Below are 15406 nucleotides of genomic sequence, written 5' to 3' on the forward strand. Positions count from 1 at the left end.
CGTTCCGGAGACGCCCCCTACAGCGCTTAAAATCGTATAGACCGTATTGGCGGCATAGGTTGAACCATCGTCGGTTCCGTTTTCCGGCTTCACATGTACCGTACCACCATTGATCGTCACAGTGCCGCTGGCGGCCAGCAGATCGTTGTTGATGCCTGCCGCGTTGCCCCCATCGTTCAACTCAACTTCAAAGGTTGAGCCACTATTGAAAACAAGAGAAGTCGCATTCAAAGTCCCGACGGAGTTTCCAGGTGCAACCACAGCACCTGCATTAACAGCGACAGCCCCAATAGTCCCCGAACCACCAAGGCTACCGCCGTTGACTGTAACATCACCAATGGAGCCATTAACAACCAGCTCGCCACCTGTAACAGTGGTGCCGCCGGTATAGCTGTTGGTGCCGGTCAGGACGAGCTTGCCGAAGCCGTTTTTTTCCAGTGAACCCGTGCCGGTCAGGTTAGACGCAACGATTGCCGAATATCCCGCACTCGCGGTAGTTCCGTCTCCGATGCGGATCCCTGCTTCTCCTGTCAGTGAAATATCGCCACCCGAAACACTGTATCCGTCCGTTGCAAACTGCATGCCTTTGGAAACCGAGACCCCGGCGCTATCCACCGTGACTGTGCCCGGCGTTCCCTGGAAAATCAGCGTGCTGTCCGGTTGATAAGGTGCACTTGCTGAGCCCATGGCATCAGTCCAGTTGGTTCCCGCACTGCTCCAGGTGCCAGAACCACCATGAACGGTGCCATCAGCACTTGTCACCGCTCCGTTCCAAAAGCTCAGCTGGTCCGGGTTCACCAGAAGATTGACCTGTCCGGCTGTTGCAGTCTGCACGTTGTAAAGGAAGCCTGTGGGCGCGGTGCCCACCACCAGACTGTTATCGGTCAAACTGCCACCATAAGTGATCAGGTTATACACCCCGGCGTCAAAGCCCCCCGCATCGGTAACGTTGAGCGTTCCATCCAGCGTCAGATCACGGCCAACGGCGATGAGGTCGCTGTCTACGCCCGCTGTGCCGGACGGAGAGCCGAGTTCGAAGTCCAGAATGGATGCGGAAGTAAGATTGAGGTCGCTGTCGATGGTCAGTGTGCCAGGGCTATTTCCGGCAGCAATAGTTCCGCTTGTGACTGTTGCTGAACCGTTGATCGTACCCGAACCGCCAAGGGTGCCGCCATCAACCGTAACATCACCAATGGTGCCATTAACAACCAGCTCGCCACCTGAAACAGTGGTGCCGCCGGTATAGCTGTTGGTGCCGGTCAGGATGGTGGTACCGGCAAGCTGATTGACAGTACCGTCTCCCGAAATTGCAGGTGAGAAGGTGTAGTCAGTATCCGTATGGTTGAAGTTAATTACCCCGGTACCGTCACCAAATTTAACCGCTGCGGCATCTAATATCCCAGCGGCCTGCGCGGTATCGCCGGCAGCAGCACCAATATTGAGCGTGCCATGGGAACCGGTCTCCCTGCCCAGATGAACGCTGTTCTCCACATCAACCACGCCACCATCTGAGATTGTCAGGGTACCTCTTCCGAGCAATCCGATGTTCATATAGTGGCTGTTTCCCCAGAGAGACCCGTCTCCGGACACGACTACGCCTCCTGTAGAACCTGCATGAGATCCGATCACCCCTTCTCGACTGGTCACCCGACCACCTTCGGCAATGGTCAGAGTTCCGGTCCCCTGACGTCCTACGTCAAGACTGGTACCTTGTGCATCCAAACCGACATAGTTCTTCCAATGCGACCCTTCTCCAATCACCTCCGCAGCCCCGGTTGAGCCTGCAAAAGATCCGATCAGGAGATAACCGCTGGTAACTAAACCGCCCTCTAAGATACTCAGGGTTCCGTTTCCATTGTATCCAACTATAAAACCAAATCCGGCTTGAAAACGTGAGTTAGGACCTGTCACCGTCACAGCTCCAGACAAACCGGAGCCCGTAGCGACAAAGGTATAGTCTCTTGCAGAAACATCACTGCCATCAGCAATGGTCAGAGATGCTGTTGCAGGGCTACCAACGCGAAAATTTTGGCCACCACTCAAGGTCGCACCATCCCTGAACTCCAGCGCTCCTTCTGAAACAGTGGTGGTGCCGGTATAGGTGTTGGTGCCGGTCAGTACGAGAGTTCCGAGCCCAGATTTGTCTAGTGATCCAGTCCCTGTCAGGGTGGAAGCTATGGTTGAGGTGAAACCGGCACCTGAGATGGTTCCGTCCCCAACTCTGAAAGAAATGGTATCAGGAGCATTCATGGTGATATCTCCACCAGTTACGCTGTAACCATCGGCAGCAAACTGCATGCCTTTAGAAACTGAAACCCCGGCACTATCCACTGTGACTGTGCCCGGAGTTCCCTGGAAAATCAGCGTGCTGACCGGTTGATAAGGTGCGCTTGCTGAGCCCGTGGCATCGGTCCAGTTGGTCCCGGCACTGCTCCAGGTGCCAGAACCACCATGAACGGTTCCATCAGCACTTGTCACCGCTCCGTTCCAGAAGCTCAGCTGGTCGGGGTTCACCAGCAGGTTGACCTGTCCGGCTGCTGCAGTCTGTACATTGTAAAGGAAACCTGTAGGCGCGGTGCCCACCACCAGACCGTTATCGACCAAACTGCCACCATAAGTGATCAGGTTATACACCCCGGCGTCAAAGCCACCTGCATCAGTGACATTGAGCGATCCATCCAGCGTCAGATCACCGCCAACGGCGATGAGGTCACTGTCCACGCCTGCTGTGCCGGACGGAGAGCCGAGTTCGAAGTCCAGAACTGATGCGGAAGTAAGGTTGAGGTCACCGCCAATTGTCAGTGTGCCAGGGCTGTTGCCTGCAGCAATCGTTCCGCTTGTGACTGTTGCCGAACCGTTGATCGTGCCCGATCCGCCAAGGCTACCACCATTGACTGTAACATCGCCAATGGTGCCATCAACAACCAGCTTGCCTCCTGAAACGGTAGTGCCACCGGTATAGGTGTTGGTACCACTCAGGGTCGTGGTGCCCGATAGCTGGTTAACCCCGCCGACTCCTATGATTTTTGGAGCGAACACGTAAGCGGTATCCGTGTGGTTAAAGTTGATCACCCCGGTACCGTCACCAAATATCACTGCCTCTGTATCAAGGGTGCCTGCCTTCACAGCCGTCTCACCTGCCGCAGCGCCGATATTGAGTGTGCCTTGAGAAACAGCGCCGAAGGCCAGCACGACATCACCATCTACATCCACGATCGCGCCATCTGCTATCGTCAGCGTCCCAGGCGCTCTATCTCCGACTTTAATACGATCACTGCTTTCCCAAGCGGAGCCTTCGCCCGTCACTGTAACAATACCCGAACTGGTCCCACTGAAGCTGGCGCGGTTGAAGCCAATGGTGGTGCTATCAGAAGTAACCTTGCCGCCATTCTCTATTTTTAGGGAACCGGCACCATACTGGCCGACCAAAAGAGGGCCTGCCTCCCAGACGGATCCGTCATCCGTCACAGTCACGGCACCTGTGGCATCTAGTCCACCTATGATGCTGTTCAGACCATTGGTAACCTTACCGCCATCGGAAATGGTCAGCGCTCCGGTCCCATTCAAGCCAATTATTGAGATAGCAGCAACATCTAATGAAGATCCTGAACCCGTCACAGTCACGCTGCCCGCCACATGGCCAATATTCAGATATCCGCTGTTGACCTCACTGCCCTCTGAAATGGTCAATGCGCCGGTGCCGGCATAGCCGACCTTCAGCGCTACAGTATCGGTCAAAACACTCCCGCCGCGCAACTCCAGCATACCGCCAGACACTATCGTTTCGCCGGTATAGGTGTTGGTCCCGGTCAGGATGGTGGTGCCGGAAAGCTGATTGACACTGCCAGTCCCGCTGATGTCTGCGGAGAAGGTGTAGTCACTATCCGTGTGGTTGAAGTTGATAGTACCTGTTCCTGGACCAAAGATTACCTTTGCTGTGTTGAGCTCTCCCGCCCCCACCGCAGCATCCCCAGCTGCAGCACCGATGTTCAAAACGCCAGAACCTGGTGAGACAGAGCCCAGCCTTGTTACTCCGGACACACTCACCGCGCCGCCATCGGATACCGTCAAAGTGCCTTCGCCGCTGTCGCCGACAAACAGATCTTCCGAATTGTCCCAGGTTGATCCAGCGCCAGTCACCTCAACAGTGCCGGTTGATCCGCTGTTAGAGCCAATAGTGCCGGTCAAGCCACCCAGTGCCCCACTTACGGACAAAGTACCGCCGTTGACTTCTGTTGTTCCGGTGAAGCTTGCGTTATTACCGGTTAGTTCCGTCCAACCGGACTCATGCACAATCGAATGTGTTCCGGAGCCGGTGCTGGAGAGGTCAGCGTCGAACTGATAGTTTCCGGTTTCATCAGTGTGGTTGAAAACCAGCGTCGCGGAGCCGTCTCCGAGTTCAACCGTTGAGGTATCAAGCGTGCCGGCTGCAGCAGCCGTATCGCCGCTACCCGCACCGATATTCAAAACGCCAGAACCTGTTGAATTAGTGCCCAGCCGGGTTACTCCGGGCCCGTTCACTGTTGCACCTTCGGAAATCGTCAAAGTGCCACCGCCTCTTAGGCCGATAAGCAGATAGCTTGAGTTGTCCCATGTCGATCCAGTACCAGTCACCTCAGCAGTGCCGGTTGAGCCGATGTGAGAACCGAGATTGCCTATCATGGTACTCACCATAGCACCATCGGATATCGTCAGAGTACCCTCGCCACCGTTGCCGACCGATAGCAACACTGAACTGTCCCAAGTTGACGCGGTGCCTGTCACCTCAAAAGTACCGACTGAACCGCTGAAATGGCCGATATAGGTGTGCGTATTACTCATCTCGCCACCAGCGGATATCGTCAGAGAACCTTCATCACGTTCGCCGACAAATAGAAGTTTCGCTTGAGCGGTTCCGTTGGTGGTTTTATCCGTAACAGTGGCCGGATTGGGTGTCGTGGTGTTGATGAAAACATTTTGCGAGCTATTCGGGGCAGTATTACTATTCCAATTACTGCCTGTAAACCAGTCAGTCGATGTGCTCCCGTCCCATGTTTGTCCAAGCCCGGCGGTTGCTCCGGACAACACCAAAGGCCCTGAGGCAACTACCGCAGCTGCAAGATAAGGCGCTCGACTTGCTATAACACCAGCCATTTTGGTTATACGCCCACCGCGCCGCAGATGGTTCAGAAAGTGCTCAAAACATGTTCTTGTAGGGGAAGTCGTCATACGGATGTCAGAACTCTTGGTTCAAAATCTTTGATGTACCCATCTCACTTCAAAACCTGATCGTTTTGACGTGAAATGACGCGGAACTTATCGGTGACCTGCTCAGGAACGATCGTCAGTTAAACGCCCTAAGCTAAATCGCTACAGATCTTTCTTCCCAATCATTCGCCAGCCGGCACGCCGATACCGGCGGCAGCACTCAAAATGCTGACACTTGAATATCAATGGGATAAAATTACAGAGGGATTGTACGTAGTCGATCGCGCAAAGAATGCTAAGAACTTAGCAATCTGGCTATTTACTCAGATTTGTGCACACGGCATGAGCGAGCAGACCTCAGAGAGACAAATGCTCGGCTCTGGCGGCATCAATCCAGTCTGACAGGGCTTGCTCGTCCGGCACGGAAATTGCGCCATACTTCAGTACGATCAGGCCATTTTTTTCCAACTGTTTGAGCGCTTTACCCATAGAAACACGTGAGGTGCCCACAGCGATAGCCAACTCAGACTGGTTCCAGTTGAGCATCCCTGGCACTTCTGAAGCTTCGAGCATATTCTGCAAAAACACTGCTGTATAAGCAGGCAAAGGCAGCAAACGCAGATCGTCAAGCATGTTCAGCGCCACGTTCAAACGGCTCAACGTTGCTGGCAAAGCTGCGCGGGCGATTTCGGGATGGGCGTCCATTAGCGTCAGAAAGTCAGCTTTGTGAACATAGCCAATTGTCGTTTTACCAACTGCTGTAGCATTTTGCGTCCGCTTGCGGCCGGTCAGCACGCCTATGATGCCAATGAAATGGCCCTCACCAAGCACTGCAAGAATTGTTTCTCGGCCACTGGGACTGAAACGCCCCATTCTAACTGCCCCTGAACGCACAATGAGCAGGCGATCACCATCATCACCGGTCGAGAAGATCGTGCGGCCGTCCTGATAGGTGTGGCGCTGCTCGACAGCTGCAAAAGCGGCCTCGACCTTTGGGCTGAGCAGGTCAAGGAACTTGAGGCTCCCGTGATCCAGCAATCCAGTCATGGCCAAGGTTCCTTAAAAAGCGTTGAGGGCATACACTTCATCACGTATTCTGAACACCGCCCTTGTTGTCAACACACTATACTGGTGGTTGCAGAGTTTAAATTTTGGTCGCAGCGAGCGATATTCACGAATGTCTGCAATTGGTCACGAGTTCTTCTTCAAGCAAGAATAGTCCTAAGGAAAATGGGCGTCGCTGAGTAGCTTTCAGCTTGCCAACTGGCGCTTTGTAGCAGCTGAGTCACTACGCCTACCTTGGAGGCCCTCACCCACACTGACCCGCGACTGCGACTGTCATTTCCCCCCAAATCTACCGATTAAGGTGCTGGCGAACGTGTCTTTTGTTGACGTGGTGTTGACGCGAACGCAAAAAGCCCTGAACCAGAGGTTCAGGGCTTTTGTTATGCTGTTGATCTATTGATCTAATTTTGGTTGCGGGGGTAAGATTTGAACTTACGACCTTCAGGTTATGAGCCTAATTTAGAAAAGTCTGCGATAAAGTATTTATCAGCGACTTAGCCCACAAGCGCTTGATACAGTGCAGCAACTCTCACAAAAGGTAACGAAGTATACGAGATTAAACGACATCTTCTGCAGTTCAAAATGCGTATGGCGGTTGACGTAATGTTGACGCAGAATGTTCGACATTCAAGTATCTTGAAACTCCTACAAGAAATCACATTTATAAATAAACTAACTGACAAAGGAAATCGCTCTTCTATAAGGAGGCAAAGGAGCGGAAAGCTGCAATCTAGTAATAGAAATTTTGCGCTTGCGGGCAGATGTACTTCAAATACGAGTTAAGCACTTTCGATATGATAAGCCTTTAAGCCTGCTTCCCTCTTAGGAGCGAGATGTGTATTTTCATACTGAACTAATTTTATTCTTGGATCCTGTGATAAGATGGAATTGATAACATAATTTCTTTCAATCTGGGGTTTGTGTCTAGAACGGCCAGCAGCATCCATCGAACCCGGTGCCGCACGTATCGTATGCCCAGACTGAAAAAAATCAAATCCAACAAGGGATAACTCGCTAAACTGTTGTTTGCTTAGGTACTCAATCCAGATCAAGCCCGAGGTTGGCTCCGACTTTAGTCTTCGCCTCAGTTCCCCGGTAATGCTTCCCTCTAGTCGCTTGACTTCATGTCGCATGATGAATTTGTGCGAAAGAAAATGAAGGCTTGAATGACACGCAACCGGCAACGCACCAGGAAATGCATTTGCAAAAAAATGCTGACGTGACTGATCTGCTGTTGAACAAGACCATATATCAGTCTTGCTACCTGTAGCTTGAATAGCTGTGTGTTTTTCCAGAGTACTTTGGGGTGCATCGGGCGATAAAACAGTATATTTCTCTAAACCGCTTGATCGTTGATCCGTAAATTCTCCATAGACATGTTCTTTCGGAAACATTGCAGCTGTTGCATCAGAACGAACAAGATACGGGCATCCGAGGTTCATACGAATAACAATTTCATGACCATCGATGAACAAGCCAAGTTTGTGCCGAAGAAGGCTTGATGCATTCCCAACTAGGATAACACGTTTATCTAAAAAGATATTTTCATCCAAAACGGGTGAAAGCCGCTTATTTATTGCTCTAGCCACTACTTGCGCTATGTGTTTTCTAGTTACCTTCTTCACTCGATTTTGGGTAACATCATACCCCCCTGTAATCGCACCAATCACCTGTTTGATGGAACTTGCGGCTCCTTTTTTGACAACTCTAGAGCTACGTAATCCTTTCTTTCCAATCGATAACTCCTCAAGAAGAGACGACTGTACTTTGTTTTCGAGCAATCTGTCGGCAGTTGCGTGAAGACGGTCCTTTACCATAGGTTCATCGAGTTTGAGCCCGATATCATAAAGATACCAGGACAAGAACTTATCATAGCGCTTAAGATATTTATCTCGCGGCTCGCGCAGCAGTGAATCATAAGCAGTATCAATTTCCCTGTCCCCCAATACGGGTGTAACAGCTTCGTCGTATACAGCTTTTCCAAAGGACATAACTGGCTTTTCGAGTAACATTGCTTCAAAGCCAACACCGCTGTTAATCACAGCGACTACCTGTGCTCTATTAATAAGATCGTGAATGTGACCTGATCTTCGAAAATACACGTAGTCACTTGCCCACCTTTCTTTCAAAGTTGCATAGAAACTCGTTCGGTCTAATGGGTGAGGCCGAACCAAGATAGGAATTTTCCGACGCTCTGCAAACTCAGCAACTTGCGCGACAAAGTCTTCTTGTGAGCAGTTGGCGTGTAATTCCAACGCCTCATCGCCAGGCATCTGCAAAGGGACCAAGATCTCAAAACTCGGTATTCTAGCTTCAGCAATTTTTCGCTGTGGCCCTTTCGTGATTTTGGCTTTCTTAAATTGAGTTTTGAATAGTGCTAGCCTCGGGTCAACCTTCACATTGCTATAAGCTCCGGAACCATTCCACAATGCGGAAGCTCCCCATCCCTCTTTTGAAGTGGTGAAGAGTAATGGCAAAAACTCTTGCATATAGAACCACAATCTTGGATCAGAAAGTTGCATGCGCGTTTTATGCGGAACGAATATTTTCTTAGCAAATGCGAGGCGGGCAATAAGTTGATCATTGATCTCCCATAGAGATAAGGGTATCACTCTGACATTTTGATGTTCTTGACGGCTTGTATCCGCGAGTAAAGCTGTTGCATATCGCCATCCCATACGATGGAGTTTAGAAAGACGTTCTACTCTGATTTTGGAACTACTATTGGCAAACGGCGTTTTTGTCTCAATGTCCTGACGCAACATCAGAACAATCACAGATGGCTTGCGGTCTAAGTCATTAACAAGACTTAATGAGTGAGAGTTGGCAGCATGGGGAGACGAAATGTAGGGGGATACCGCATTTTCGTCCCAATATTTTCTTGGAAAGTCGACAACATTGGGGCTTGGTGCGATCAACTTGAGTTGTTTCATAAGAAAAGCACGGTGATCCTCAGAAGACCAGCTATCGCAACCATCTGGAAGCTTTGATACCAAGGCTCTGGCAAACTTGGCCCCCTTGACGCTTGCTTGGAACCACATAGGCCGAGTTGGGGAGTAAACATCTTCTAGATTTTGTATGTTGGGAAAAGAAAGGTGAGTTCTTTGAAACTCTATCGGTAAAATCGTTAAATCACGAACCACTCTACACTTCAGATCCAATAATACGACAGAAAGTAAGGTGTTTCTTAGCAACCACTCGACCCCAAGATACGCGACTACTTCTTTGGAGAGTTTGTGTTTAGACACATCCAGATCAAGCACATATAGAATTGTCGAGAGAAGATTTTCACTGAAACATTTCAAGTGTAATCGCGCTTCCTCGCTCTGATCTGTTAGCAAAAAAACAAGTCGTAATCCTGGAGAATTTGCTTCACAGAATGCGATAAACTCCTTTGCATGGTCTTTGAACTCCTGACCACTACAAACAACAAGAATTTGCCAAAAGGAGTGATCTTGATTGTCAAAGCCGTATCGACGAAGCGACATGTTTGCATACTCCCGACGTAAAGGGATCTAACTAATTCGCTAAGAGTTAGCTGGCTATTTGCCACCAAACCTCCGAACGTTTTCGATAGAGATCTGAAGATTTGCTATGCCCAACATCCTTCCGAGTACCTTTCAGATGGTCCATGTAGCGTCCGAGCTCAGAATTCACGAAGACGTGGCCTGATGCCCATCGCGATCCGAGATGCTTAAACCGTACGCGTTTTTGGCGCTCAAATTGCTTCACTAGTTCCCAAAACACGTAACTGTCGTGAGACTCCTTAAAACGCAGGAATAAACCATCTGAGTAGATTTTCTTGAAAGAGTCTGCAAAATTCTTGATTTGAGGATGACGGAGGTTGAAATCGACCCATCCGCATTCGGGGCACCCTTTCCGGTTCAGATAAGCAGCCAACTCTCTCTTTAAAGGGGATAGCTTTTCCAGAAAAGTGAGAGGAATGGCGTCATGGGTTACAATATCTGCATCTAGCCAAATCAAGTGATCATAGATGTCTATTGATCGCTCGATGGCATCATGAATTGCGAATACTTTGTTCGAAAACCTCACTGCATCCCATCTGAAACTCTTCTCCATGTCGGGCGCAACCGGATTGATGCCATTCGCAAACTTATTGCGAGAGTAGTCTTCTTTGAAAGAGACAAGATCATTGAGCACCTTACGCTGACTGAAGACAACAATATTCGGCGCATCAAATTCTACCTTGGCATCTTCAGCATACACAAATAGTTTCACCTCCTGAGGCCAGTATTTGATAAAGCTACGTAGAAAATTCTTGCCGTATTTCTCATATCCTTGTCGATTAAACGTAGTCACTGCTGCAAAACTGGCTATTCGTTTCTTCTTGATAGAACTAAGCCACATTGGCTGGCTCCTCATCAACTGCGAAAAGAATTTGCTGTTTGTATTTAAGCCAATCAGTATTCTCATATGCACCGAAATAAGGCTTGCCTATAGTGTAATGGATTAGGGCGGCATTTGGGTTCTTCTCGTAAACGCCCACCAAATGGTTCCATTCCAGAGGCCAAGCACCAATGTCATCATCACTTAATAGCCATTTGAACTGATGCGACTCTAAACCATTGCGTATGTTAACATATTCCTTAGTAAGATTCTCACATTTCGTGTCATTGAACAGCATTACACTCGACCATTTTTTCTCATATCGTGTCTGTAGGATTGCAGAAACCTTATTTTTTCTGATGGCGTATAATCATGCTTACAGAACATAACCGCATATTTATCGTCGCGTAGCCCCCATAACTCTCTAATGTCTCGTCATAGTCCATGAAAATGCTCCATCCTTCATATTGAGAGAGATAAGGACCCAAGAACCGACTGAGCGAAAACTGCGTTGACTTTAGGGGATGTACTTCCCGCCAATATCCGTCTTTCAAATGAGACAATGCAATGGGTACGATCGCGACTGGTATAGTTGAATTTTGAATTATGGTCTGGCTAAGCATATGAAAGATTATTACTTCTCGGAGATCAAATCCAACAAAGATAGGAGCAACATTCCGCTGAAATCCCACGACGAGCCCCTCGAATATAAAAAACCGTGAAACGCCTCAACTTGATTAGTTGCCGTATTGCCTATGTTCAACCCGCAAAATAAAGCTGATAGCAATAAGCCAATATAAATCGTGGTAGTTACTATGCAAATTGATCCTAATATGATAACGCCAATAAAATTACAGGATCGTATCAGCGTTTTATATCGAACTAGACTATATTTATTTGGAGTTCACTTAAAGGGCATAAGTTAGCAATGTTGACATTGAGCAAAAACTCCGAAACTTCACTGAAGGCAGCCTCAGGCGCGGATGAAACGTGGTCCGGAGAAAAGACCATTGAACGACTGAACGATTTAGAAAAACGAGTTCGTCAACTAGAGCGCAAATATAAGCAAGAATATTCGCCTGCAACAAGTTTACGTGCGCGCTCGATGGTTCAAAACTTTTGCAAACACTTAACCCCAATGGACCCCGTTGGCTTGTTTTTTGAACGGGTTGGTAGAAACCTCGACGGTGGCTATGTGATGGCAAAACACTATGCCGAATCTGGGATTGCTTATTCACTAGGTATCAAGTCAGACGTTTCCTGGGATATCGGCATGGTGGAACGCGGGTACAAAATTTTTCAGTACGATCATACGATTGATGCTTTACCTTTTGAACATCCCTACTTTAACTTCCGAAAGCAAGGTATTACCGGCGAAACATCTGCCCACGGAATGTTTTCATCTTTATCAAGACAAATACAAGAAAATGATCATTTTAATGAAACAGAAATGATTCTAAAAATGGATATAGAAGGGCATGAATGGAGCGTGTTTAACGACATTGCAGAAGACAATATTCGCTGCTTTTCCCAAATTTTAGTAGAGATCCATGGCTTAAAAGATGTAGACAAACTCGTATGGCAACGAACTCGTCTGCCTGGTTTGGAGAAACTGGCAAAGACGCATCAAGTTGTTCATGTTCATGCAAATAACAACTCTGAACTCAGAATAATTGGCGGCTACCCAATCCCCACCACAATGGAACTCACACTTCTACGGAAAGATATTTGTGACTTCAAACCGTGTAAGCGTAACTTTCCTACTGAAATAGACCAGCCTAATAACCCTAATTATGCAGAACACATTCTAGGAACCTTCCAGTTCTGACAAAAACCCCTTTAACAATACTCATACATTGAGCCACTAGATCCTCTTGCTTCTAGGAGTGACAAGATTTTGCTGTTCTCGCTGAAAGTCAGAAGAAAATGGCGGAAACGCCTGAACAACTGGTATATTTCGTATACCGATCCACAATATTTCGCGGTAAAACTGCGCCTGCTGAAGCGACGCCTTAATAAAGTAGCACCGCGCCAACATATTATCCTGACCAACGTTCTACAATGGAAACGACGTGCCATAGCCGAATACTTTCTCGATAACTTTGATCAAACTATTCATTTTGTCGAAAATAATACCTCTAAGATAGATATTGAGCGTTTTCTTCGCGACAAGACCGAGCCAATAGTCGCTGTATGGGGCTATGGTGGCAACAAGCATCTGTTGAAAGCAGCTAAGAAAAAGAAATGGGAAGTTTGGCGACTGGAAGACGGGTTTATCCGATCTGTCGGTTTGGGCGTTGAATATGCTCCTCTCGCCAGCTTTATACTGGACAAGACTGGTGGGCTTTACTTTGACCCCCGAGTGCCGTCTCAAGTGGAAAGAATTCTGAACGACACTATTTTTTCAGAAGAGCAGCGACAATTTGCTCGCAATTGTATAGCTGAAGTAACATCTAAAAACATCACCAAATACAACTTGAGTGAAAATGGTTGCAAGGACGTAAAACTACCGGACAAACCGCTAATTTTGGTGTTTGGTCAGTTTGAAGGGGACGCCTCCCTCAAATATGGAGGAGGACAGTTTAAACTGAACACCGATTTGATTGATCTGGCATTAATCGAAAATCCTGACGCTGCAATCATCTATCGTGAACACCCTGATATTACATCTGGGCTTAGACCTTCTAAATCAGATGTCACCCCATACCTTGATCGAATCCAATTGCTACCAAGCGATTACCCTGTCTGGCTTCACTTACCTAAGTTTGACAAAGTCTATGTGATCACTTCGTTGGCGGGTTTTGAAGCTGCAATCAGAGGTGCAAAAGTTCGCGTTGCAGGCTCCCCTTTCTATGCTGGATGGGGCATCACGCAAGACTTAGAGGAACATCCCCGCCGCAAGAAAGCACGCAGTGTTGAGGAAGTATTCTACGCAGCGTATCTGAAAGGAGCCATCTACCTGAATCCTGGAACGGGCAAAACAACAAACTTCGAGGACACTTTACAATATGTACAAGCAATGAAAAGACAATAGCGCGGAAGGGCGACCCTCACAATGGCATCGCTAATTGCCTTTATGTTTTGACTCATTACATTTGGAAACATCACTATAGCGTGGCAACTCTCTAAAATAGCTTTTAAGAAGCACGCACTGCTAATTTTGACATCCCATTAATTAAGCAACTGATTCTGAGAATAGATGCGCTTTTTGAAATAAACTTTGCCAAGACCGGACAGCATGGTTTCATTAACATTTTCAGGGTCATTGTCGACACATATCATCCTGATTGCATTTCCAGTGATTTTTGCTGTTTCAGGCACGCATTACCCCCCTGCTAGCAATATGATTGCACACCCTCGAGTGCTTCTCTTGCCTCGTTTCTTCGCCATCCTCCCTTCAATTATACAGCCCACTCACCTTCCAACATCTTTGACTACTTTTGAACGCTTATACGCATAAAACTCCGTACTCCACACTCTCTGAACCTGCCTACATGCAACACTAATAAATTCTAATCTTGCGCGTTCTGGCACACCTCGCATTACTGTCAGCCTTATTGGGGGGAAGAGTGTCACGCCGACATCGCCTTACAGAAAAGGTCGCCCGCAATGCCACCCGTGGAGTTCATCAGTACCAGCTGTTTGACAGCGTGGTGCCCGGCTGTGCCTGGTAATTTACAATTCCGGCACCAAGACGTTTAACGTGTCCTACCGCGTCAATGGCCGCCAGCATCGTTACACGATCGGCCAATGGCCTGCATGGAGTGTGGTTGCAACACGAGAGCGAGCCAAAAAAAATCCGCCGAGAGATTGAACTCGATTGTGACCCGCTGGGCAACCAGGAAGCAGAACGTGTTATCCAGCGTGTGAGTGATCTAATTGAGCGTTATATAGAAGGGCACCTACCCAAACTTGCCGCTCGCAATCAGACGGACCAAATTTTCATGCTGAATAAATTGGTGCTGCCACAGTGGAAGAACCTTCTGGTGCACGGGATTTTATCTGCGAACGTCAACAAGCTGCTCAGCGAAGTGGCCGCTGGGCGACATCGTCCTGCAAAAAAGCAAAACGCCGAAGCAAACCAAAATCCACACCGAGCCGCGCCAATCGTCTTGGCGAGATCCTACAAAAAATGTTTAACTTGTCGGTGCAATGGAAGATACGTATCGACAACCCTACGCAAGGGTTCCACAAGAGGACCGAGAATGCCTGCGTGCGCTTTCTATCCTTTAACGAGATCAACCGTCTGCCAAAAGCTCTTGAGAACAGCAAAGACAAACGCGGGGCTGATGTGATCCGCCTCTGCCCTCTCACAGGCTCACATCTTTGCGAAGTAAGATTTACCCATTTTGCGCAGTTCAACCTCGAACTGCTGACCTGGTTCAAACCAGCTACCTATACCAAGCAGAAGCGTAGCCACCGCCTGCCCATATCTCCTGAAGTCGCGGATTTAGTCGCCAGGCGGCATCTGTCGTACCAAAACCCTGCCCCTGGCGGTTTCCGGGAGACGTTCCAGACAAACCCGTTCATGAAATGCGACGTTATTGGCAAGGCATCTTGAAACAGGCAGAGATCTGCGATGTCCTCATTCATGATCTGCGCCATACGTTTGCGTCTCTTCTTGCGTCTGGAGGCGCTTCATTGGGGGTGATCGGTAGGCTCTTAAGCCATACTCAGATGAATACTACACAGCGTTATGCCTATCTTATGATATCTCCATTTCGTGAAAGCGTCAATGCAGTTGCAGGTTAGAAGACCGCCAAGTCGCGCCGACACACTCAGCAAGCTGTCTTTTTTGCACCAACCT

General features: G+C 48.5%; 10 protein-coding genes and 1 pseudogene. 5 read left to right on the forward strand and 6 right to left on the reverse strand.

What is annotated here, in order from left to right; all coding sequences use genetic code 11:
- The 5 genes and pseudogenes from BM231_RS27255 to BM231_RS27565 form a co-directional block, all read right to left on the reverse strand.
- Positions 1-5133, reverse strand: a 5133-nt coding sequence (locus tag BM231_RS27255; RefSeq protein WP_208860654.1) for a beta strand repeat-containing protein, incomplete at its 3' end; no start/stop codon positions are given.
- Between the two features lie 411 nt (positions 5134-5544).
- Positions 5545-6234: a Crp/Fnr family transcriptional regulator gene (locus BM231_RS25420; protein ID WP_093524039.1), complete on the reverse strand. Its 690-nt coding sequence runs from the start codon at positions 6232-6234 to the stop codon at positions 5545-5547.
- A 797-nt stretch (positions 6235-7031) separates the two neighbouring features.
- Positions 7032-9740 carry a capsular polysaccharide export protein, LipB/KpsS family gene (locus tag BM231_RS25425; RefSeq protein ID WP_093524041.1) on the reverse strand — a complete coding sequence of 903 codons (2709 nt, stop codon included), beginning with the start codon at positions 9738-9740 and terminating at the stop codon, positions 7032-7034.
- Positions 9741-9786: 46 nt separating this feature from the next.
- Complete coding sequence (locus BM231_RS25430; RefSeq protein ID WP_093524043.1) at positions 9787-10620, reverse strand: hypothetical protein; 834 nt, start codon at positions 10618-10620, stop codon at positions 9787-9789.
- Positions 10610-11222 (reverse strand): annotated as a pseudogene (locus BM231_RS27565) (glycosyltransferase). The gene BM231_RS25430 and the pseudogene BM231_RS27565 overlap by 11 nt, the downstream one beginning before the upstream one ends.
- A gap of 305 nt (positions 11223-11527) precedes the next feature.
- Between BM231_RS27565 and BM231_RS25440 the strand changes: the two are divergent.
- Entirely contained in the window at positions 11528-12427 is a 900-nt protein-coding gene (locus BM231_RS25440; RefSeq protein WP_093524045.1) for a class I SAM-dependent methyltransferase, read from the forward strand.
- A 69-nt stretch (positions 12428-12496) separates the two neighbouring features.
- Entirely contained in the window at positions 12497-13633 is a 1137-nt protein-coding gene (locus tag BM231_RS25445) for a capsular polysaccharide export protein, LipB/KpsS family (RefSeq protein ID WP_093524047.1), read from the forward strand.
- A gap of 137 nt (positions 13634-13770) precedes the next feature.
- Here BM231_RS25445 and BM231_RS27005 read toward each other — a convergent pair whose 3' ends face one another.
- Positions 13771-13920, reverse strand: coding sequence for a hypothetical protein (locus BM231_RS27005; RefSeq protein WP_159437997.1), 150 nt, complete (start codon positions 13918-13920; stop codon positions 13771-13773).
- Positions 13921-14302: 382 nt separating this feature from the next.
- On the opposite strand from BM231_RS27005, the gene BM231_RS27570 reads away from it, so the two are divergent.
- The 3 genes from BM231_RS27570 (at position 14303) to BM231_RS27575 (ending at position 15351) form a co-directional block, all read left to right on the forward strand.
- The gene (locus BM231_RS27570) at positions 14303-14413 is read left to right on the forward strand and encodes a hypothetical protein (RefSeq protein ID WP_425287829.1); all 111 of its coding nucleotides are present in this window, start codon (positions 14303-14305) and stop codon (positions 14411-14413) included.
- A gap of 156 nt (positions 14414-14569) precedes the next feature.
- A complete protein-coding gene (locus BM231_RS27260; protein ID WP_208860655.1) occupies positions 14570-15160 on the forward strand; it encodes a site-specific integrase in 591 nt (196 codons plus the stop codon).
- A complete protein-coding gene (locus tag BM231_RS27575) occupies positions 15133-15351 on the forward strand; it encodes a tyrosine-type recombinase/integrase (protein WP_425287830.1) in 219 nt (72 codons plus the stop codon). Before BM231_RS27260 ends, BM231_RS27575 begins: the two co-directional genes overlap by 28 nt.
- Positions 15352-15406 lie beyond the last annotated feature (55 nt).

The organism is Pseudovibrio ascidiaceicola (assembly GCF_900114245.1).
Classification (GTDB): Bacteria; Pseudomonadota; Alphaproteobacteria; order Rhizobiales; family Stappiaceae; genus Pseudovibrio; species Pseudovibrio ascidiaceicola.